Here is a 22,162-nt window from a genome sequence, read left to right as displayed (position 1 = left end):
AAAAAGAATGAAAGCTTACGCCGCACCCTTCGAAAAGTTCGTCAACCTGGCCGATGCGCGTCTGGGCACCACGATCATTTCGGTGACTGACGACTGGTTTGCCGATGCTAACCGCCTGTTCCAGCCAACCCCGGCAGTGTTCAAAGAGGGCGTGTTCGATGACAACGGCAAGTGGATGGACGGCTGGGAATCGCGACGCAAACGCTTCGAGGGTTATGACACCGCCGTGATCCGGCTGGGCGTGGCCGGTTCGATCAAGGGCGTGGACATCGACACCTCGTTCTTCACTGGCAACTACCCGCCTTCGGCCTCGCTGGAAGCGTGCTTTCTGGCATCGGGTGAGCCGGATGAACACACCGAATGGACCGAAGTGCTGCCGGCCGTCGAGCTCAAAGGTGACAGCCACCACTACCACGAGATCAGTGACAAACAGGCTTACAGCCACTTGCGCTTCAACATTTACCCGGACGGCGGCGTGGCGCGTTTGCGCGTGTACGGCGTCCCGCATCGCGAGTGGTCCACCGTTGGCGACAACGAACAAATCGACCTGGCAGCAGCCTTGAACGGTGGGCGTGCGCTGGCGTGTTCCGATGAACACTTCGGCCGCATGAGCAACATTCTGAATCCGGGCCGCGGCGTGAACATGGGTGACGGCTGGGAAACCGCCCGTCGCCGTACGCCCGGCAACGACTGGGTGATCATCGCCCTGGGGCATGTCGGTGAAGTCGAAGAAGTGGTGGTCGACACCCTGCACTTCAAAGGCAACTACCCGGACAGCTGCTCGATTCAGGGCGCGTTCGTCAAAGGCGGGACTGATAGCCAGATCGAAACCCAGAGCCTGTTCTGGCGTGAATTATTGCCCAGCCAGAAGCTTGAGATGCACGCCGAACACACCTTCGCCGAACAGCTCAAGGCGCTTGGGCCGATTACCCACATCCGCCTGAACGTGTTCCCGGACGGTGGCGTGAGTCGCCTGCGGGTGTTGGGCAAGGTCGCCAGGTAATGCTTGACCTGTAGGAGCGCGCTTGCCCGCGATTGCAATATGTCTGTGACACGTGCATTGGCTGACACACCGCATCGCGGGCAAGCGCGCTCCTACAGGGATGAGCAAGTCAGTAGATCGTGCAAACCCCATATTCAATTTTGATTTTCAGAAAGAAGACCTCAGCATGCGCACATTGATTATCGAGCCACTGACCAAAGAAGCGTTCGCCCCATTCGGTGATGTCATCGAAACCGATGGCAGCGATCACTTCATGATCAACAACGGCTCGACCATGCGCTTCCATCGTCTGGCCGAAGTCCAAACGGCGACGCCGGAGGACAAGGCGATCATCAATATTTTCCGCGCCGATGCGCTGGAGATGCCGTTGACCATTCGCATGCTGGAACGCCATCCGCTGGGCAGCCAGGCTTTCATTCCGCTGCTCGGCAACCCTTTTCTGGTCGTGGTCGCGCCACTTGGCGATGCACCTGAACCAGAGTTGACCCGCGCCTTCATCACCAATGGCAGGCAGGGTGTTAATTACCATCGCGGCGTCTGGCACCACCCGGTGCTGACGATCGAAAAGCGGGATGACTTCCTGGTGGTTGATCGCAGTGGAACCGGCAATAACTGCGATGAGCATTTCTTCGAAGAGCATCAGTTGATGATGCTCAATCCCCATTTATAAGAGAAAAAGCCTGAGCGTCCGCAAGTGACGACTGGCTGAGGTAAACACTGTGGAAGCACATCTGATGGAGTGGCTGAACCTGGCCGTGCGCTGGGTTCACATGATCGTCGGGATCGCCTGGATTGGCGCATCCTTCTATTTCGTGTGGCTGGAGAACAACCTCAACCGGATCAATCCCCGCGATGGCCTGTCAGGCGATTTGTGGGCGATTCACGGCGGCGGCATTTACCACCTTGAAAAATACAAACTTGCCCCACCGACCATGCCGGAGAACCTGCACTGGTTTAAATGGGAAGCCTACTGGACCTGGATGTCAGGCGTGGCGCTGCTCTGCGTGGTCTTCTATTCCAACCCCGTTCTTTACCTGCTGGCACCCGGCAGCACACTGACCGGCCCGGAAGGTGTCGCCATCGGCATCGGTTCGCTGATCGCCAGCTGGTTCATCTACGACCTCCTGTGCGACTCCCCGCTGGGCAAGCGCCCCGCCCTGCTGGGCCTGGTGCTGTTCGTGCTGGTGATCGCGGCGTGCTTCGGCTTCAGCCAGATATTCAGCGGCCGTGGCGCGTACCTGCACACGGGCGCGATCATCGGCACCATCATGGTCGGCAACGTGTTCCGCATCATCATGCCGGCCCAACGCGCACTGGTGGCAGCGATTGCCGAAAACCGCACGCCCGATCCTTCGCTGCCCGCCAAAGGTTTGCTGCGTTCGCGGCACAACAATTACTTCACGCTGCCGGTGCTGTTCATCATGATCAGCAACCACTTTCCGAGCACATACGGCAGCCGTTACAACTGGCTGATCCTGGCCGGGATTGCAGTGGTGGCGGTACTCGTGCGTCATTACTTCAATACGCGCCATAACAGCCACAAATACGCCTGGGCCTTGCCGGTGGGCGCATTGGGCATGATTTGCCTGGCCTATGTCACCGGGCCTGCGCAAATGCCGCGCGGCCCGGAAAACGCAGGTCCAGCGAAGATCGAATATCAACCGCTGCCGGGCACTGCGATTGGCGGCCATCGCGCCGACGAGCCCAAACCTGTCGTGGCACCTGCGCCGGCCGCACCGGTTCAGGCGCAAGTCGCCAACGCCGGGGGCGCCCATTTCGAGAAGGTTCACAGTGTGATTCAGGAACGCTGTGGGGTGTGCCATTCGGCTAAACCGACCAGCCCGTTGTTCAGCACCGCGCCCGCTGGGGTGATGTTCGACACGCCGGAACAGATCCAGCAGCAGGCGCCGCGTATCCAGGCTCAGGCCGTGGTGTCGCAGATCATGCCCTTGGGCAACATCACCCAGATGACCCAGCAAGAGCGCGACCTGATCGGGCAATGGATCAACGAGGGGGCGCAGACGAACTGACAGCAGTCATAAGCTGCAAGCTGCAAGCTGCAAGCTGCAAGCAAGATGATGTCCGCCTGGTTTTTTCTTGCGGCTTGCGGCTTGAAGCTTGCAACTCGTCCGCACTAACAACTCACAATAAGAACAATGAGGTGTTGGATGTCCGAGCCCACTCACGCGCGCATCCCTGCTGCGCCACCAAGACAGCCCCTGCCGCTTCTCCAATTGATTCTTGTAGGCCTGCAACACGTTCTGTTGATGTACGGCGGCGCGGTGGCGGTGCCGTTGATCATCGGCCAGGCGGCCGGGCACACCCACTCGCCGTAACAGGCCCCTGCCCCGTTTTTGTCACGCGTGCTCTGTGCCAGAGCACTTGAGCCTTGTGCCGCGCGCCGTTATCCTCCGCCACCGCTCGAAACCGGGGCAGTTTTCCTGCCCGCCCCCTGTTGACTGACCCGACAACTAACTGTTTCAGCCACAGCACGTTGCAGCAAGTAGAAAAAACCACCAGATCGCCTGTTATCAGAACCGATGACGGGACTTTTTCGTCTTTTTTCAGGGTATTGGCTCAGCTCTTGCTATGCATACAAAGCTGACCAAACAGACAGAATTAATCGCAGCAAACAAGGCGCCACAACAGAGCGCCCGTGACAGAAAACACAAGCAATTCAAACTAAGGGAGCACCGCATGAACCGTTCTTTTTCCGGCCTGATGGTCGCCGGCAGTCTTCTGGCCGCCGGGCCCGCCATGGCAGGCGACCTGCTGCAATGGCAAAGCAACAGCCTGACCTATCTCTACGGCACTAACTTCGAAGTCAATCCACAAACGCAGCAGACGTTTACCTTCGAACATGCCGATGGCTGGAAGTACGGGGACAATTTTCTGTTCGTCGATAATATTTTCTACAACGGAAAAAAAGATGCGGGCTTAGGCAATAACACGCTGTATGGCGAGTTCTCACCGCGCTTGTCGATGGGCAAGATCTTCGACAAGAAGTTCGAGCTGGGGCCGATCAAAGACGTATTGCTTGCCGCCACCTACGAGTTCGGTGAGGGCGACGTCGAGTCCTACCTGGTTGGTCCGGGCTTTGATTTGAACGTGCCGGGCTTCGATTACTTCCAGCTCAACTTCTACAGACGCTACAACGAGGGACACCGCGCAGGTTATGGCGCCTGGCAGATTACGCCGGTTTGGTCCTATACCCTTCCCGTGGGCAAGTCGGACATCCTGATCGACGGGTTCATTGACTGGGTCGTGGACAACAAGTCGTCGACCACCCACGGCGACTATCACTCCAATCTGCACTTCAACCCGCAGATCAAATATGACCTGGGCAAAGCCATCAACTTGCCTGAGCGTCAGTTGTATGTAGGTGTTGAGTATGACTACTGGAGCAACAAGTACGGGATCAACGACACCCGTAACTTCGACACGGATCAGAACACCGCCAGTTTGCTGGTGAAAGTATTCTTTTGATCAACCGGTGGCGCAGCGCGTGGTTTGCGTTGCGTCACGCGCGCACCAAGGTCTTGGCCAGGTGTATCAATAAATAGCGCTTCACATCGCACTGGCGGCCAGACTGGGCGCCGAAAAACCTTACCCCGTTCATAAGGTTTTCATTTCCGTTCAACTTATTTTTTACCTTCACTGCCGGATCATGGGCCATCGTCGGCACTATGCAGGACGGTTATTAAACATCCCCGTCCTTTCTTTTCCGGAAACACCCCATGAATAAACTTCCTCAGATCACCCTCGCCTTCTGGGTGATGAAAATCTGCGCCACAACGCTGGGTGAAACCGCCGGCGACTTGCTGTCCATGACGCTGGATGTCGGTTACGCCATCAGCTCAATGATTTTGATCAGTGCCTTTGTCGTCACGCTGCTGCTGCAACTGGGCGCCAAACGCTATCACCCGATGCTCTACTGGATCGTGATCCTGTCGACCAGCACGGCCGGGACGACGATGTCGGACTTCATGGACCGCACGCTGGGGCTGGGTTATGCCACCGGCTCGGCGATTCTGATCGCGATTCTGCTGGCGATCTTCGCGGCGTGGTATTTCAGTGAAAAAACCTTGTCCGTGAGCAGCGTCACTACACGCCGGGCCGAGCTGTTCTATTGGTTTGCGATCCTGTTTTCGAACACGCTGGGCACCGCCCTCGGGGATTTCCTGGCGGATGAGTCGGGGCTCGGTTTCATGGGCGGCGCATTGCTGATCGGCGGCGCCATCGCGGTGGTCGTGGTGCTGCATTACACAACACGGTTGTCGTCGGTGATGCTGTTCTGGATAGCGTTTGTGCTCACCCGGCCATTTGGTGCAACGCTGGGCGACATGCTGACCAAACCTCGTGAGAAAGGAGGCCTGGACTTCGGCACGGTGGGGTCGTCTCTGGTGTTGCTGACGGTATTGGTGGTGCTCGTCGGCATCGCGACAGCCTACAACCGCAGGCCAACCAGAGCCTACGTACAGCGCACGGACTGATCACGTATTGGCCCATCCGCACCGGCCTGCGCACTCACGTCAAGTTTCCTCGCCCCACTACTACCGCGTAGGGCTGCTGACCCTGTAAGCACTCATTCATTTGCGAGGCGTCAGGGCGGGTTCACACCGTCAGATCAATTGCCGGCGTCTGCTTTTGTAGGAGTGTGATGAGCCTTAGCGAGGCCGTGATGCGGTGTGTCAAGCAAACCGCATCGCGGCCTCGCCCCGGCTCGTCAGCGCCTACAGGGGATTGAGTGATGCTTGGGCTATCGCGGACGGCCGAAAAATCCGTACGCGCGAATTCATTCGCGAGGCGTCGGGACTGATTCAATGCACGACGCTGCTTCGCCAACAAGCTGGCTCCTCAAAGCCGTGCTCGCTGTCGGCAAGGCACGTATCGGAACGTGAAATCAACTGCCCTCCCACGGCAATGGCTTGCCAGCGCGAACTTTTGCGTTGAGTGAACGCAGGAGGTCGAGTGGGTCGCGGTCCTTCATGGCGTGACTCTGCTCATCGACCCACGTCATGACCTGCTGACGGGCCAGCGTCGGTCGACGGTGCAGGATCTCTACCAACTGCCGCTCGCAATGCTGTGCATAGGCAACCACGCTGGAAAACAAAGGGCTGTTACTCGTCATCGACGTCCAATCCTCGCAATCAAAGGTCCTGTTGGGGCTTCGACACTACGCCAGATTTTTACGATTAACGATACTGCCAACAGCAAGCCGAGCTCTCTGCCTGCCGTCACCGAAGGCCGCTGCTCGCACTCGTGCATCACACAAATCCGTGGGAGGGAGCTTGCTCGCAATGGGGCCTGTCCACCCATGAAAACCATCCATGAGCCGCGCAAATCCAGCCCGGCACTGGGCGGCGGATGGGGCCACGCGCCAATCTTGAGCCTGCCGCGAGGCCGGTGCTACCATGCGCGACCGCCGTACAGGCAAGGAACATTCCGGTCCATGAGCAGCATTCGCGAGCGCAACAAAGAATTGATCCTGCGTGCGGCCAGTGAAGAATTCGCCGACAAAGGCTTCGCCGCCAGCAAGACCAGCGACATCGCCGCCAAGGCCGGTGTGCCCAAGCCCAACGTCTACTACTACTTCAAATCCAAGGAAAACCTCTACCGAGAGGTGCTCGAAAGCATCATCGAGCCCATTCTGCAGGCGTCGACGCCGTTCAATCGCGAAGGGGTTCCGGCTGAGGTGCTCAGCGGCTATATCCGTTCAAAGATCCGCATCTCGCGCGATCTACCTTTCGCCTCGAAAGTGTTCGCCAGCGAAATCATGCACGGCGCACCGCATCTGACAGCAGAGCAGGTCGAACAACTGAATGGCCAGGCACGACACAACATCGAGTGCATCCAGGGCTGGATCGACAGCGGCCTGATCGCACCGATCGATCCTCACCACTTGATGTTCAGCATCTGGGCAGCAACTCAGACCTACGCTGACTTCGACTGGCAGATCTCAACCGTGACCGGCAAGCCCAGGCTTGAAGACAGTGATTACGAAGCAGCGGAACAGACGATCATTCGTCTGGTGCTCAAGGGATGCGAACCCGATCAATAGGGCCGGTCGTCTGACGGGTTGTCAGCCCCCGTTCGATTAGCCGATTTTCTGCATGTTCAGGGCTTTGTCGACGCCGTCGAGCAGTTGTCCAAAACTCCATGGCTTGCGGATGAACGTCACGTCGTGAACGACCCCGGAGCTTTCCGGAGTTTCGTGGCCGGACATGATCAATATCGGGATCTGCGGCCACTTGTCACCCGAGAGGTTCGCAAGGTCTGCGCCGTTGATCGAGCCCGGCATCAGAATATCGGTCAGCAGCAGCGAAACATCGCCCGCATGCTCATTCAGATACTGCTCAGCAGCGTCGGCACTTTCCAGCGCGTACGTAGAGAAGCCCTCGTCGCCCAGGATCTCACACACGAAATCGCGAATGATCGACTCATCCTCGACCACCAGAATGATTCCTTTATTCTGTTCTAATGCTGCCATTGACGTTGCATCCACAATAATTTCTTCCCATTGCCTGCCCGGCCGGCCCTGTCCTGGACGCGGGTTGTGTCCGTACTGTGAGCGGCAGATTGTCAGGAAATTCCATTTCCTGATGACAATCGGTCGGATCGTTTGCAATGGAGCGACGCAGACCCGGAATCTTCGGGCAAAGCAGGTCAGAACGGCAACTTTTGAAAGGCAACAAAAAACCCGCCGAAGCGGGTTTTTCCAAGACCATTCCAACATCCTGTCAGCAGCCCTCCGGGCCATGGTCGATCGTCCTTGATCCTGCAGCGATTCCTTCGCTGCAGTTGATGGGTTCAATCTACCGCGTTGAAAGCGTGCGACATAGAGCGAACATCTGGTCTTCGTGTAAGCCTTTCGCTATACCGATGAAGTTTCCAACCGCCGCCTATGTAGGGCAGTTCTGCCATTGCATGGGATGCGTGCAAATAAACCTCAATAAACACATCGTCGGCCTCACGTTTACGGGCCCAAAGCCGAGAGCCTGTGAAGGACTGAACGATCAGCGTCGCCCACGGTACCCCAGTTGTGTCTGCAGACTGCGCAGCACCCTGTGTCACAGGCGCAACAACAATAAAACTAATGGAATGATGATTATGAATATGCGCAACTTTTCGATCAGTCACCGTCTATGGCTGATCCTCATCGTCGCTGTGTTGATGCTCTTTATCCTGGCCGTGGCCATGCTCAAACAGGTGCACGACGACCTTTACGCCGCCAAGGCGCAGAAAACCATGCATGTGGTACAGGCCGCCAGCGGCCTGCTGGACTACTACCATGGTCTGGAGACCGCTGGCACGCTGACCACCGAGCAAGCGCAGAAGCAGGCGCAGGACGCCATTCGTGGGCTTCGGTACAACCAGACCGACTACTTCTGGATCAACGACCTGCGCCCGGTGATGATCATGCATCCGGCCAACCCCAAGCTGGTCGGCCAGGACCTGTCCGGCATCAAGGACCCGGACGGCTTTCAGGTGTTCAATGAAATGGTCACGCTGGCCAAGGCCAAAGGCGCCGGTATGGTCAATTACCGCTGGCCGAAACCAGGTGCCAGCGATCCCGTGCCTAAAACCTCCTACATCAGCTTGTTCGTCCCATGGGGCTGGATCATCGGCTCGGGTGTTTACGTCGATGACGTGCAGGCTGAATTCCAGCAGCAAGTCTGGAAAGCATCTTCCATCAGCGTCGGCATCATCGTGGTCATGGCGCTGCTGTTGATCCTGATTGCCCGCAGCATTCTGCGCCCACTCACCACAACCGTCGACGCCATGGCCAGCATTGCCAGCGGCGAAAGCGACCTGACACGCAGCCTGCAAACCGATGGCAACGACGAGGTCACGCAACTGGCCCGGCACTTCAACGCCTTCACCAGCAAACTGCGCAACGTCGTCACCGAGTTACAGCTGTCGGCGGTAGGGCTTGGACAGGCGTCCGCCGAACTGGGCAACAACGCCGATCAGGCTCAGGCCCGCAGCCAGCAGCAGTCGCAACAGATGGAACTGGTGGCGACGGCGGTCAACGAAGTCACTTACGGCGTGCAGGATGTTGCGAAAAACGCAGAGCACGCGGCCAGCGAAATGCGTGATGCGGAGTGTCAGGCGCAGCAGGGCCAGGCCAACATCGACAGCAGCCTGAAGCAGATTGATCACCTGTCCGGCACCATCAGCCAGGCGGTGGAAGTGATCCGCACGCTTTCCAGCGAAAGCACGCAGATCGGAGGCGTGCTTGAGGTGATCAGTTCGATTGCCGAACAGACCAACCTGTTAGCGCTCAACGCGGCGATTGAGGCAGCGCGCGCCGGTGATCAGGGACGCGGGTTTGCTGTGGTGGCGGACGAAGTTCGTTTGCTGGCGCAACGCACGCAAAAATCCACCGCCGAAATTCAGGCCATGATCGAGCGCTTGCAGCTACATTCGAACGCAGCAGTGAAGGTCATCAGCGAGAGCAGTCTTGCCTCGCGGGCGACCATTGAACAGGCGCATCTGGCAGGCAAGAGCCTGACGTCCATCAGTCAGGCGTTGCGTAATCTCAACGGCCTGAATGCCTCGATTGCCAGCGCCACCTTGCAGCAATCGCACGTGGTCGAAGACATCAATCAGAACGTCACGCAGGCCGCGCAACTGTCGCAAAGCACGGCAATGGCCGCCGAACAATCGACGGCGGCAAGCGTGCACCTGAAAGGCTTGAGCGAACAGCTCAACAGCCTGCTGCGCCAGTTCCGGGTTTAACCGACCCGGCTTCATCGATCCGCTCAAAAGAGGTTGCGCCGGTGGGCACTCGTTCACCGGTTGCACTCCGGCGTCGAAAGCTCCTAGGCTCTGCCGATCCCACAATCGGAAATCCCCATGGACAGCAACACGGGCTGGCGCGAACAGCTACGCATCATCGTCTTTCAAAGTGACACCACGGCAGGCCGGCGTTTCGACAAAATCCTGCTGGTGACTATTTTTTTTAGCCTGTTCATCGTGGTCCTCGACAGCATCGAGTCGGTTCATAAAGACTTCGGCTGGCTCTTCACCTACCTCGAATGGGGCTTTACCGCGATCTTCGCGGTGGAATATGCGCTGCGCCTGTACGCGTCGCCCAAACCGCTGAAATATGCCTTCAGTTTTTACGGACTGATCGATTTGCTGGCGATCCTGCCCGGGGTGCTGGCGATCTACTACGCAGACGCCCAATACCTGCTCATCGTGCGGGTGGTGCGGATGCTGCGAATCTTCCGCGTCCTGAAACTGAGCCCTTACCTCAAACAGGCCAATTACCTGCTGTCGGCGCTGCGCGGCAGTCGGCAAAAGATCACGGTATTCCTGCTGACCGTGTCGACCCTCGTCACCGTGTTCGGCACGTTGATGTACGTGATCGAAGGCCCGGAGCATGGTTTTACAAGCATTCCCAAGGGCATCTACTGGGCCATCGTCACCCTCACGACCGTGGGCTTTGGCGATATCGTACCGAAGACACCCCTGGGTCAGATTCTCTCGTCGCTGGTGATGATTCTGGGTTACTCCATCATCGCGGTGCCGACCGGGATTTTCACTGCCGAACTCGCCAACGCCATGCGCGGCCAACAGTTGCAGCACGACTGCCCGGTGTGCGCCAAAGACACCCATGAACAGGCGGCGGCGTTCTGCTCGCGCTGCGGTAACGCACTGTTCGCGAAGGCTGGCAGCGGCGAAGACCAGCAGCGTGGTAAAGCGGACATAAGCACATGATTTTTTAGTCTTTAAACGCCTGACGGAGTTTGGTTATAGTCGCGGGCAATTCGCCATCCTTATGGATGACAACACGCTGATCACCTAAAGGAATTTGCAGTGAAAAAACTCTTCGCCGCCTCTCTGGTCGCCGCAGGACTGGCTTTGGGCAGCGCCGCTCAGGCAGCGCCAACCTTGCTCAACGTGTCCTATGACGTGATGCGCGACTTCTATAAAGATTACAACGCGGCATTCCAGAAACACTGGGAAGCCGAGCACCAGGAAAAAGTCGCGCTGCAGATGTCATTCGGCGGTTCGAGCAAGCAGGCGCGATCGGTCATCGACGGCCTGCCGGCGGACGTGATCACCATGAACATGGCCACCGACATCAACGCCCTGGCAGACAACGGCCAACTGGTACCAAACGACTGGGTGACTCGCCTGCCGGATCACAGCGCACCGTTCACATCGGCGACTGTATTCATCGTGCGCAAAGGCAACCCCAAGGCGCTGAAAGACTGGAATGACCTGATCAAGGACGGTGTGGAAGTGATCGTGCCCAACCCGAAAACCTCGGGCAACGGCCGCTACACGTACCTCTCCGCCTGGGGCTACACACTGAAGAACGGCGGCGACGAAGCAGCCGCCAGGAAGTTTGTCGGTGAGCTGTTCAAGCACGTGCCAGTGCTCGATACCGGTGGCCGTGGCGCAACTACCACGTTCATGACGAACCAGATTGGTGACGTGCTGATCACCTTTGAAAATGAAGCCGAAATGATCGCCCGCGAGTTTGGCCGTGACCAGTTCGAAGTGGTCTACCCAAGCGTCTCCGCAGAAGCCGAGCCGCCGGTAAGCGTCGTCGATAGAGTGGTCGACAAGAAAGGCACCCGCGCCCTGGCCGAGGCGTATCTGAAATACCTCTGGTCCCCGGAAGGCCAGGAAATCGCCGCCGCCAACTACCTGCGTCCCCGTGATCCGGCGGTACTGGCGAAGTACACCGATCGCTTCCCGAAAGTCGACTTCCTGCCCGTGGAAAAGACCTTCGGCGACTGGCGCACCGTGCAGAAAACCCACTTCAATGACGGTGGGGTCTTCGATCAGATTTATCCGGGCAAGTAATCGGTTGGGCTCAACCAAAAACGGCGACCTGAAGAGGTCGCCGTTTTTGTTTGTGTGGCCTGAATTTCCCGTTCATGAAACCGTGGGAGGCCTTTCCTGAATCTGTAGGAGCGCGCCCGCGATTAGGGTGTGTCAGCGACAAAAGCATCGGCTGACACAACGCGTTCGCGGGCAAGCGCGCTCCTACAGGACGCCGTTAATTCCCGAACTGTTTGCTCAGCCCCGTTGGCCACAATCAAGGTAGGAGCGCACGAGCAACGCGAGGCCGCGATGGGCTGCACAGCGGCCCTGAAAGGCTTCTGGGCAGGCCTACTACTTCGTTGTTAGTTGCCAATGTTGGTGTTTAATTTGTCGCTAATCAGCGTCATGTTTAGTGCATGGCCATTACCGTAAGAAAAGTACCATTCTCCTTTCAGACGTCACACACACTGCGTGTGCCCTCCTTCGTATTTGCCTTCTCGGTTTGCTGATTTATCTTCCCGACCTTGCCTTCCAGCGACCTCACGGGTCATTGCCCATGGGCGGTTCGGGCGCGGCTTCATCTGCTCGACACGGACGTCTAGCCCGATGCTTCAATCCGAAAGGACGCACGCTTTATGAACTCGCTTTTCCACACCCGGCTGACCCAGGCCGGGCGGCTGTTGCAGCTCGACACCCCCTTGGGCGCAGATGCGGTGCTTGCCCTGCGCGCGCATTCGGTCGAGCGGCTGGGCCGCATCCCGCGTGTAGTCGTGGATGTCGTCGTTCAGGATCCTGAGCACGACCCCGAAGCGCTTATCGGTGATGCGGTGTGCCTGCGGGTTTTGCAGGATGACGGCAGCTTTGCCCTGCGTCATGGTTGGGTCGAGCAGGTGCGTTATCTGGGCAGCGATGCCGGGCTGGACGACTGGCAACTGGTGTTCGCGCCCTGGTTTCACTGGCTGGAACACCGCACAGATTGCCGTATCTGGCAGGACGCCGATCTGCCGACGATCTTTCACGACGTCTTCGCCGGCTATGAATGGGCACAGGGGCATTACCGGTTCGAGTTTCGACGCGAGTATCGCGCCCTGTCCTACGTCACCCAGTTCAACGAAACGGACGCGTGTTTCATTCAGCGCTGGTGCGAGCAAGAGGGGATTTTCTGGTACGTCGAACATCAGCTTGACCAGCACTGCATCGTGTTTACCGACAGCGTCGACACGCTGGAGCAACTGAGCCCGCCGCGCCTGCGCTTTCATACCCAGTCGGCAACCGAAACCCAGGACAGCATCACTCACTGGAACACCGGCGTGCAGGTCCACAGTGGGCGTTTGCATTGGCGCAGCAATGACTATCGCGCCCATGCGCAGCGCAACGAAAGCTTCATGCGCGCGCTCGCAGATCCAGCCGCGCCGCGGCAACTGGAGCAGTACCGTTATCAGGGCCAATATGCCTGGGAAAACGTTGACCGTGGCGACTGGCTGGCGCGTGTGCGCATCGAACAACTGGAGTCCCAGGCGCGGCGCATCCAGGGGCAAGGCGGCGTCAGGCAACTGTGTGCCGGTCGCTGGTTCGAGTTGACGCAGCATCCACGTCACGACCAATGCCTGGAGCGTGATCGGCAGTTTCTGCTGATTGCGGTGGAGTTCTTCGCCGAGAGCAACCTGCCCATTCCCCAAGGCCGACGCGATGCCCCCGACAGCCTCGCGGCGCTCATGACATCCGCTCGTGCCGGGCTGAATAGCAGCGCTGTCGATCAGAAAAGTCAGCAAACTGCTCACGGTTTTTACCTGAACCGTTTCGAGGCCCAGCCGTACGGCGTGCCTTACCGCAGCGCGCCGGAACACCACAAGCCGCACATGCCCGGCCCGCAGACGGCGGTGGTGGTCACGCCGCCCGATCACGAAGTGTTCACCGATGCGTTGAACCGCGTGTGCGTGCGTTTTCATTGGGATCGCCGCACCCCAGAGGGGCAACTGGGTTCGTGCTGGATACGCATGCTGCAAAACAGCAGCGGGCCCGATTGGGGCAGCGTGCAGGTGCCTCGGGGCGGCGAGGAAGTGGTGGTGACATTTCTCGACAACGACATCGATCGGCCGCTGATTCTTGGGCAGGTCTACGGCGGCGACAAACCCGCCTGGCACAGCAGCGGCCAGATGAGCGGCTACAAAAGCAAAGAGCTCAAAGGTCGGGGTTTCAATCAGTGGGTCATGGATGACACGCCGCAACAGGTGCGCACGCAGTTGCACAGCAGCCACGCCCACACGCAACTGAACATGGGTTATCTGATCGATCAGCAGGGCAACCAGCGCGGCGGGCTTCGCGGCAGCGGTTTCGAACTGCGCAGCGACGCGTTCGGGGCGATTCGTGCGCAGCAGGGTTTGCACGTCAGCACCTGGAAACGCAGCAAAGCCCAAGGCGGGCAGATGGACGCCGAAGAAGCGCGGCAGCAACTCGAAGACAGCGAGCGGCGGCTGCAAACGCTGTCGGGCGATGCTGCGGGGCACAACGCCGACGCTTTAACCAGCGCCCTCGACAGCCTGCAGACACTCCAGCGCGACACCGACAGCCCGTTGCGCCACGGCGAAGGCAGCAGCGCAGGCCATGGTCAGTCAGCCGGGTTTGAACAGCCGCTGATGATGTTCTCGGCGCCCAATGACATCGCCAGCACCACCGCGCGAAACACTCACCTGTACAGCGCGCTGCAAACCACGCTTGCCAGCGGCGAAAACCTCACCCTCGCCAGTGGCAAATCCCTGCTCGCCAGCGTTGCCGAAGGCATCAGCCTGTTCGCCAAAAACGCGGGCGCCAAGCTGTTCGCCGCCAAGGGCAAAGTGGCGATTCAGGCGCAGAGCGATGACATCGAGCTGACGGCGCAAAACGACGTCCTCATTACCTCCACCGGCCAGCGCATTCAGCTCTCCGCCCAGGACGGCATCCTGCTCACCAGCGGCGGGGCGTACATCGAAATCAAGGACGGCAACATCAGCATCCACGCGCCCGGCGAGGTGGATGTAAAAGGCGTGATCCGCAAATTTAGCGGACCCGGCGGCATGAAACACATGGACGCCACGCCACAATTTGCGCTGTTGCCGCAGACCGTGCCGGTCATCCTTCAAGCGTCCAGCATGGAATCCACCTTCGCCCTGGAGCAGATCACCGAACTGGCAACTCGCAGTACCGCAGCGGAATTCGTCCTGATGCTGGCGCCGATCTTCGGGTTCGACATCCCGGCGCACACCTACATCAAACTGTACGACGGGCTGCGGGCAGGCAGCATTGCCAACCCGGAGCATCGGGTGATGTCCGCTGGCGCGTACCCGGCTGACTACGACAACCAGGAGCGTGTGATTCGCGTGCATGAAGCCGCTCTCATCAACGCCTCCAGCCATCGCGATGGCGCTACGCAATTTCTGGCCGTGTTGCTGCATGAGTTCGGGCATCATCTCGACAACCTCTTGCGTACCGAACTGGCCGATAAAAACCCCGACGGCACCTCGACCCTGGCCGCAGATGCACCTGAGGAAGAAGGCGCGAAATTCGCCTATCAAATCGCATTACTGGATTTCGAAAACAGCGCCTACACCCGCTTCGCCACGTTCACCACGGCCAGGCACCCGGAAACGGCGCTGTACGTGGCCTACCCCGAAGCCCAGGCGGCGATCAAGGAAACGCAGGGTCTTGATGCACAGCGAATGGAAACCGGGAGTGGGCAGCGCGAGGGATTTGGTGCGGGGCGGGGTGAACATCATGATCGGAGCCCGCATGGGTCGTTTGGGCATGAGTCGATTGAGGATGCGCTTGAGAAGGCGGGGTTTGGCGCGCAGGAGGATCGGGAAGCGATTTATTTCGGTAATTGGCTACGTGACTACTCGCAATTGCTCGATCCAAAAATCATTCGTGCCGAGGACATGCCGAAGAACTTGCCAGCGATACTCTCCCGTTCCGCACTGACGCAGATGGTCGACATATTGGCAGCAAGAAAATTTCCCGATCTACGTGCTAGCAATCCTGATGAGTACCAGGTCACTCCTTACAATCTCGGGGTCTACCGCCCCAGTGAGCACATAGACAACCCGAAAAACTTCAACCCGCAGCCCGCCGATCCGAAAACCAGAGACCCGGATTTTGAACCATGGGCCTTGCCCGATGATCCGCTGCTGCAAATCGATTTCGTCAGTTCCATGGCGCGCTACCTGCACCGCTCCAGGGACAGCATGGTGATGGATATCAAGCGGGCAGTGATGTGCAAAAAGACACCGTCGGGCATGCGCCTGTTCGGAGCCGCACTGCATGTGCTGGAAGACTTCTTTGCGCACTCGAATTACGTCGAACTGAGCCTTATCAAGTTGGGCTACACCAGCGTGTTGCCCTGGACTTCACCTGCTGCATGCAAGTGGAAGCTCCCTCTGGTGACAGGCATGTTCAGTTCCACTGACGTGATCGCAAGCCTCGCTGAGCCCTTGGCTATGGCGCTGTTCCCTGTCGATCCCTGGACATTCGTTGCCAGTGAGCCGGGCGTACGATCAGACAGTGAACGGATGCTGCTGATATTACTGGGGGAGCATCACGACGACCGTTTGCTCCCGGCCCTCGAAAACTACCTCGCGCTGCGTGATAAATGGGCGAGTACGCCAGGTCATCAACACATAGAACGCATGGGATGGATGGCAGCGGCGCCGATGCGGCTGATTTCCAACAGTTACAACACCGTGTTCCAGTCGTTGTTGCAATTGCTGGGCAACAGCGTGGACGACGCGCAAACATTGTTGGAAGAAGACCCGAACCGTAGCGGCTCAACTGATCCGACGCACTCGCAATTGGCTAAGGATCACGACACGCATCCATTTCATACGTTGGCAGTAGAGCTGGCTAAAGAGGCCGTTCGCCAAGTGGGCCAAGCCATGAGTAACTATTGGGACGGCAAGACTAAAGACGATCCAGTGCTTGTTGCACAGAGGTTCTTCACCCACCCCCAAGACAGCACTTGGCAGGACAAACTGGTGCTGAATTGGGCACGTGGACATCGTAAGGAAGTCGAACGAGGCGCGTCTCTGACCGAGTTGCATCATATTCAAGAACAGCATGGAAAAGCTGCGCTGGCACGGGTCAGGAAAATGGGGGAACAAGGAGAAGCCGCATGGGTGTATATAGAACAGCATTACGAAACGTTGACTGGCGAAAAAAGTCAGGGGCGGTCATGAGGCAACCTATTGTTTTTTCATGCCTCGTTTTCATATTCGCAATCGTTTCACAAACCGCCGGCGCGGATGGTTTGCTGGGTGACATCACTTGGGAAAACACCAAGGCGGAGCTCAGTCGCTTAAATGATTGGTCATTGGGGATTCGCCGCATTCCGAAGGGAGCAAAGCCAGAGATTATCGTTAACGATGGAGAAATTACGTTCAATGGTGAGGTGTTAAGGTTCGGGGATGATATTAACGTCTGGAAAAAAATAATTGGTGGTATTCCTAGGGAGATGCCGAGTCAGAGGCTTTATATTTGGGATGAGATGGGGATCAAGGTGGGAATTGGATGGGGCGGGAGCACAAAAGTTGTATTTATTAACGTAATTTTTCACTGCAAGGAGCGAGGCAGTTCACCTGTCTGTCCAGAAAGTGGCGGCCCTGGAAATGAAAATGAACCTAAAAATTTCTTTGCCGGCTATCTTGAGTATGAAGGAGGCCCAATTGACAGCATATCTACAGTGCTGGAGGCTAACCGGCTGATCAAGGGGGCCGCAAACTTCGGCAGAGGCTGCGGGCTTGGTCTTTGCTCAGTGTCGCATGGGCTTCATCGAGATATTCTAAGCGGAGCTGATACTGTTGGAAGGAACTTGGAAAGTACCATTTATAAAATTTCTTTTGATGATTTTGGTGTTAACGCCGAGAAGAAGCCTAAAGATAAAATACGGCCATGCGTAGAGCAAGATGCCGCCTTTGGTTTTGATGGGCTCACAAAACAAACTGCCGAACAAGCAGTTGGCGTTGTTAGCAACTGGATTTCAAATTTTTTATGTTTGCCCGATACTCGTCAGGCCCAACCATGAGGTGCGCTCATAGATGGGCTTTCACGGTTTTCATGTTCATAATGATCTCAATCCCTGCCGCGGCCGACAGTTTGTTCGACGGCATCACGTGGGAAAAGACCAAGCAGGAACTTAAGCGTTTCGAGGATTGGTCGCAGGGTATACGTCGCATTCCAAAGGGTGCGAAGCCAGAGATCATTGTTAACGATGGAAAGATCACGTTTAATGGGAAGATTCTGAAGATAGGCGATGATATTGAATCATGGAAAAAAGTCATTGGAGGAAATCCAAGGGCTATGCTGGATCGACGTATATATGTATGGGATGACCTAGGCTTCAAAGTGGGAATAGGTTGGACCAATACTAAAGTAACTTTTATTAATATTATCTTCCGATGCAAAGAGCGCGGCGCCGTAAAGGTCTGTCCTGAAAATGGAGGGCCTGGAAATACATACGAACCCCAAAACTTCTTCACTGGTTATGTTGAGTACGAGGGCGGCCCGATTGATAGTCGATCAACTGTCCTTGAAGCCAATCGTTTGATAAGGGGGCGGGTACAATATGGCGGGGGGTGCGGAACTGGGTTGTGTTCAAGTGTTTGGGGTAAATATGGTTATATCGTAAGTGATCCGGATATAGACGGTAGAGGCTATGAAAGCGTTTTTTACGGTGTTTCTTTCGGAGGGAACAGTCATGCTGCCTTCTATCCGCCCAAAGCTGATGCAGAATATAGAGCCCCGCATGAAAATATCTATAACCTGAACGAGATCACATGGGGTAGTACAAAGCAAACGTTTGAGAAGTTGCGTAATTGGGTGTCGGGACTTCCGGTTGCATTAGAGAGTAGTGAGTCAGAAATTAACGTAAATTATATGCACAGCGACCATGAAGTTCAGGTGCAACCGTGACATATGCTGCCAAGTGGAAACTCTCTCTGGTAACAGGCATGTTCAGTTCCACTGACGTGATCGCAAGCCTCGCTGAGCCCTTGGCTATGGTGCTGTTCCCTGTCGATCCCTGGACATTCGTTGCCAGTGAGCCGGGCATACGATCAGACAGTGAAAAGATGCTGCTGATATTACTGGGGGAGCATCACGACGATGCGTCTGCTGCCCGCCCTCGAGAACTACCTCGCGCTGCGTGATAAATGGGCAAGTACGCCAGGTCATCAACACATAGAACGCATGGGATGGATGGCAGCGGCGCCGATGCGGCTGATCTCCAACAGCTACAACACCGTGTTCCAGTCGTTGTTGCAATTGCTGGGCAACAGCGTAGATGACGCGCAAACATTGCTGGAAGAAGACCCGAACCGTAGCGGCTCAACTGATCCGACGCACTCGCAATTAGCCAAGGATCACGACACACACCCATTTCATACTCTAGCAGTGAAACTGGCTAAAGAAGCTGTTCGCGTGGTGGGGCAAGCTATGAACAACAAATGGCGCGGCGCTGAAACCGCAGATCCAGCTCTAGCAATAGAGCGCTTTTTCACCCATCCCCAAGACAGCACTTGGCAGGACCCACTGGTTATGGAATGGGCGCGCGAACACCGCGAAGAAGTCAAGCGCGGTGCGTCTCTGACCGAGTTGCATCATATTCACGAACAGCATGGAAAAGCTGCGCTGGCGCGGGTCAAGAAAATGGGTGAACAGGGAGAGGAAGCATGGAATTACATACAGCAAAATTACGAAGTATTGACTGGCGAAAAAAGTCAGGCGCGGTGATGAGGAGTTCCATTGTTTTTTCATGCCTTGTTTTCATATTCGCAATGGTTTCGAAAACTGCCGAGGCGGATGGTTTGCTGGGTGACATCACTTGGGAAAACACCAAGGCGGAGCTCAGTCGCATAAATGACTGGTCATTGGGGATTCGCCGCATTCCGAAGGGAGCAAAGCCTGAGATCATCGTGAGTGACGGAGAAATTAAATACAATGGGGAAGTTTTAAAGATTGGCCATTCCTTGCAAGACTGGAAGCGAGTATTGGGTTCAAACACGAGACCCGCATTTCATGGTAGGGTTTTGATATGGGATGATATAGGGATCAAAGTCGCACTTTATCCTAGCGATGAAACAAAGGTACGCACCTTGATTGTTGATTTTAGCTGCAAAGAACGAATGCATGGTTCTGACTGTGCCAGAAATGGGGGGCGTGGACATGATTATGATCCTAAAAATATTTTACAGGGTATCTGGAAGTAGACGGTGGTGCCATCGATAACGAGTCTACTGTAGATGATGTTAATAACTTAATAACTGGTAGAGGTCGATATGGTCGAGGTTGTGGGACCGAATTGTGCTTAGGATATGCTGTTGATGACGGTCGTTTTTTGAGTTTCGTTGATGTAGATAGTCGAAGATTTAAAAGTGTAATTTATAATGTGTCATTTACTGGAGGTAATCGAGGTCTTTATGAGCCTCCGGTTGAAGTTTCAGAAAATACATCTTCCCCGGCTCATCTCGAAGATCATCCTAGCGCGCCTCAGGTGCAGCCGTGATACGCGCTGGCTTGGTTTTAATATTTGCAGCGATTGCTCTCTGCGCCAAAGCGTCCAGTTCGATTGATAATTACTGGGAAAATACCAAGGCGGAGCTCAGTCGCTTAAATGATTAGTCAGTGGTGATTCGCCGCATTCCGAAGGGAGCAAAGCCAGAGATTATCGTTAACGATGGAGAAATTACGTTCAATGGCCATGAGGTGCCGTGTTGTATATTCGTATCTAACTCTAATCCTGTTGATGACTGCTCTTCCTGTCGAGGCCGGCAGTTCATTTGGTGAAACAACTTGGGAAAGAAGCAGGCAAAAACTAAGCCAGTTAAATGATTGGTCGCTGGGCATTCGTCGCATCTCGAAGGGAGCGGCTCCAGAGATAATAGTGAATGGTGGAGAAATAGTAATTAATGGAAAGGTCGTAAGGTTTGGTGATGACATTTCTACCTGGAAAGAGGCACTAGGCGGTCATCCTCGGGAAATGTCTAGTCAAGACCTATTTATCTGGGATGAGCTAGGTTTAAAAGTAGGGCTTCGATGGGACGGGAGTGGCGAAGTCTTATTTTTTAAAGTTTTCTTTAGTTGCAGAAAATACCAGGATCCGGATATCTGCAAAGGCTCTGCTAGCCACAGTGTTGAAAATAGGCCAAAACAGTATTTCCCCGGCTATCTTGAATTTGAAGGAGGTCCGATCGATAGCAAGTCGACTGTAGTTGAGGCTAATCGATTAATACGCGGTAGCGCCAACTTTGGTAGAGGCTGTGGACCAGGTTTTTGCTCAATCGTTCGTAGCGGGCCCGGCTATATATTGAGCGGGGCTGATACAGACGGTAACAATATCGAGAGCACGATTTACGCCGTCTCTTTTGAGGGTGATGTTTTTAAAGCCAGTCGTGAGCTAAAAATAAAAACCTCTACGCCGTCTCAGGAGCGTAAGTCTGTAAAGTTTGATGAAATTGCGAAGAATACTCTGAAGCAAACAGCGATCAACTTCATTGATTGGGCATCCATTTTTCTAGGTTTGCCAGCGAAAAAACAGACGCAGCTATGAAAAAATCAAAATCTCGGCACGCTTGATATTCATACCCAGTGCCAGTCGTTATTGCAATTGCGGGGCAACAGCGTGGACTACGCACAGACGTTGCTCGACGAAGACCCGAATCGGAGTGGCTCAAATGATCCGACGCACTCGCAATTGGATAAAATTCACGATACTCAACCATTTCACACGTCGGTAGTGATACTGGGTAAACCACAAAATAAACAAGTTTTTTGTGCGGTCTGAACTCCCAGGCCCGTACCACCGTAAATGTGAGGCCTCTCCTGAATCTGTAGGAGCGCGCTTGCCCGCGATCAAGGTGTGTCAGCGCCAACCAAATCGGCTGACACAACGCGTTCGCGGGCAAGCTCCTACAGGACGCCGTTAATTCCCGAACTGTTTGCTCAGCCCTGGCGGGACGCCGCTGGAGTCGGTTTCCTGCCAGGGGCCGTTGGGCGATGTGGCCCATGTCCAGCCGTTGTTCCAGCGATAGTAGGTGCGCTGGCGATAAAAGGTATTTGGCACGTTATCCAGCACATGCACGCCCAGGCTCGCATCCCAGTGGCTGTTGCCCCCAGGCGGTGGAGCGAAGTGCGAGGAGGTTTTCGGCGCAGGCTTGGGCGCAGAGGGTTGCGGCGTGGTGCGCGGCGTGCCTGGTTGCGGTGTCGGCGACGGGCTCCCGGGCACGCTGGAAATCGGCTCGGAACTCTGCGGGCCGGGACGCTGGACGGCGCAGGCAGCGCTCAAGGCCACCACCACACTCAACAAGGCAAAACGTGCGACGCGATACATAAGCGAAACTCTCAACTGTAAGG

At 56.2% G+C, this 22,162-nt stretch carries 18 protein-coding genes and 2 pseudogenes; 17 read left to right on the top strand and 3 right to left on the bottom strand.

The window, feature by feature from the left end; all coding sequences use genetic code 11:
- The first annotated feature begins 7 nt into the window (after positions 1-7).
- The 6 genes and pseudogenes from alc to OYW20_RS09050 all read left to right on the top strand — a co-directional run bounded on the left by alc (position 8) and on the right by OYW20_RS09050 (position 5,496).
- Positions 8-1,003 (top strand): allantoicase, encoded by a 996-nt coding sequence (gene alc, locus OYW20_RS09075; RefSeq protein WP_268800358.1) that lies wholly within the window; start codon positions 8-10, stop codon positions 1,001-1,003.
- Positions 1,004-1,169: 166 nt separating this feature from the next.
- Positions 1,170-1,673 carry an ureidoglycolate lyase gene (locus tag OYW20_RS09070; RefSeq protein WP_268800357.1) on the top strand — a complete coding sequence of 168 codons (504 nt, stop codon included), beginning with the start codon at positions 1,170-1,172 and terminating at the stop codon, positions 1,671-1,673.
- A gap of 49 nt (positions 1,674-1,722) precedes the next feature.
- Positions 1,723-3,033: a urate hydroxylase PuuD gene (locus OYW20_RS09065; protein WP_268800356.1), complete on the top strand. Its 1,311-nt coding sequence runs from the start codon at positions 1,723-1,725 to the stop codon at positions 3,031-3,033.
- A 138-nt stretch (positions 3,034-3,171) separates the two neighbouring features.
- Positions 3,172-3,321 (top strand): annotated as a pseudogene (locus tag OYW20_RS09060) (purine permease); the annotation flags it as partial.
- Positions 3,322-3,700: 379 nt separating this feature from the next.
- Positions 3,701-4,489 (top strand): outer membrane protein OmpK, encoded by a 789-nt coding sequence (locus OYW20_RS09055; RefSeq protein ID WP_268800355.1) that lies wholly within the window; start codon positions 3,701-3,703, stop codon positions 4,487-4,489.
- Positions 4,490-4,740: 251 nt separating this feature from the next.
- Entirely contained in the window at positions 4,741-5,496 is a 756-nt protein-coding gene (locus OYW20_RS09050) for a COG4705 family protein (protein ID WP_268800354.1), read from the top strand.
- A gap of 410 nt (positions 5,497-5,906) precedes the next feature.
- Here the strand turns inward: OYW20_RS09050 and OYW20_RS09045 are convergent, their stop codons facing one another.
- Positions 5,907-6,134, bottom strand: coding sequence for a hypothetical protein (locus OYW20_RS09045; RefSeq protein WP_268800353.1), 228 nt, complete (start codon positions 6,132-6,134; stop codon positions 5,907-5,909).
- Between the two features lie 321 nt (positions 6,135-6,455).
- Between OYW20_RS09045 and OYW20_RS09040 the strand changes: the two genes are divergently transcribed.
- Positions 6,456-7,064, top strand: a complete 609-nt coding sequence (locus OYW20_RS09040) for a TetR/AcrR family transcriptional regulator (RefSeq protein ID WP_268800352.1) — start codon at positions 6,456-6,458, stop codon at positions 7,062-7,064.
- Between the two features lie 36 nt (positions 7,065-7,100).
- Here the strand turns inward: OYW20_RS09040 and OYW20_RS09035 are convergent, their stop codons facing one another.
- Entirely contained in the window at positions 7,101-7,493 is a 393-nt protein-coding gene (locus OYW20_RS09035; RefSeq protein WP_268800351.1) for a response regulator, read from the bottom strand.
- A 620-nt stretch (positions 7,494-8,113) separates the two neighbouring features.
- Between OYW20_RS09035 and OYW20_RS09030 the strand changes: the two genes are divergently transcribed.
- The 10 genes and pseudogenes from OYW20_RS09030 to OYW20_RS08985 all read left to right on the top strand — a co-directional run bounded on the left by OYW20_RS09030 (position 8,114) and on the right by OYW20_RS08985 (position 21,359).
- Complete coding sequence (locus tag OYW20_RS09030) at positions 8,114-9,745, top strand: methyl-accepting chemotaxis protein (RefSeq protein WP_268800350.1); 1,632 nt, start codon at positions 8,114-8,116, stop codon at positions 9,743-9,745.
- A 117-nt stretch (positions 9,746-9,862) separates the two neighbouring features.
- On the top strand, positions 9,863-10,729 hold the full coding sequence (locus OYW20_RS09025) for an ion transporter (RefSeq protein ID WP_268800349.1): 867 nt from the start codon (positions 9,863-9,865) through the stop codon (positions 10,727-10,729).
- Between the two features lie 99 nt (positions 10,730-10,828).
- The gene (locus OYW20_RS09020) at positions 10,829-11,827 is read left to right on the top strand and encodes a sulfate ABC transporter substrate-binding protein (RefSeq protein WP_268800348.1); all 999 of its coding nucleotides are present in this window, start codon (positions 10,829-10,831) and stop codon (positions 11,825-11,827) included.
- A gap of 596 nt (positions 11,828-12,423) precedes the next feature.
- Positions 12,424-14,835 (top strand): annotated as a pseudogene (locus tag OYW20_RS09015) (type VI secretion system Vgr family protein); the annotation flags it as partial.
- A gap of 6 nt (positions 14,836-14,841) precedes the next feature.
- A complete protein-coding gene (locus OYW20_RS09010; RefSeq protein WP_408005504.1) occupies positions 14,842-16,992 on the top strand; it encodes an HET-C-related protein in 2,151 nt (716 codons plus the stop codon).
- Positions 16,989-17,837 carry a DUF7738 domain-containing protein gene (locus tag OYW20_RS09005; RefSeq protein ID WP_268800347.1) on the top strand — a complete coding sequence of 283 codons (849 nt, stop codon included), beginning with the start codon at positions 16,989-16,991 and terminating at the stop codon, positions 17,835-17,837. Before OYW20_RS09010 ends, OYW20_RS09005 begins: the two co-directional genes overlap by 4 nt.
- A gap of 71 nt (positions 17,838-17,908) precedes the next feature.
- Positions 17,909-18,724: a DUF7738 domain-containing protein gene (locus OYW20_RS09000; RefSeq protein WP_268800346.1), complete on the top strand. Its 816-nt coding sequence runs from the start codon at positions 17,909-17,911 to the stop codon at positions 18,722-18,724.
- A gap of 192 nt (positions 18,725-18,916) precedes the next feature.
- Positions 18,917-19,543 carry an HET-C-related protein gene (locus OYW20_RS08995; protein WP_268800345.1) on the top strand — a complete coding sequence of 209 codons (627 nt, stop codon included), beginning with the start codon at positions 18,917-18,919 and terminating at the stop codon, positions 19,541-19,543.
- Positions 19,483-20,019, top strand: a complete 537-nt coding sequence (locus OYW20_RS08990; RefSeq protein WP_268800344.1) for a DUF7738 domain-containing protein — start codon at positions 19,483-19,485, stop codon at positions 20,017-20,019. Before OYW20_RS08995 ends, OYW20_RS08990 begins: the two co-directional genes overlap by 61 nt.
- A gap of 536 nt (positions 20,020-20,555) precedes the next feature.
- A complete protein-coding gene (locus tag OYW20_RS08985) occupies positions 20,556-21,359 on the top strand; it encodes a DUF7738 domain-containing protein (RefSeq protein ID WP_268800343.1) in 804 nt (267 codons plus the stop codon).
- 372 nt (positions 21,360-21,731) lie between these two features.
- On the opposite strand, the gene OYW20_RS08980 is transcribed toward OYW20_RS08985, so the two are convergent.
- Positions 21,732-22,139 (bottom strand): hypothetical protein, encoded by a 408-nt coding sequence (locus tag OYW20_RS08980; protein WP_268800341.1) that lies wholly within the window; start codon positions 22,137-22,139, stop codon positions 21,732-21,734.
- Positions 22,140-22,162 lie beyond the last annotated feature (23 nt).

The organism is Pseudomonas sp. BSw22131, from assembly GCF_026810445.1.
Classification (GTDB): Bacteria; Pseudomonadota; Gammaproteobacteria; order Pseudomonadales; family Pseudomonadaceae; genus Aquipseudomonas; species Aquipseudomonas huanghezhanensis.
Note: the sequence above shows the minus strand (reverse complement) of the source record. Positions and strands in the feature narration are given on the sequence as shown.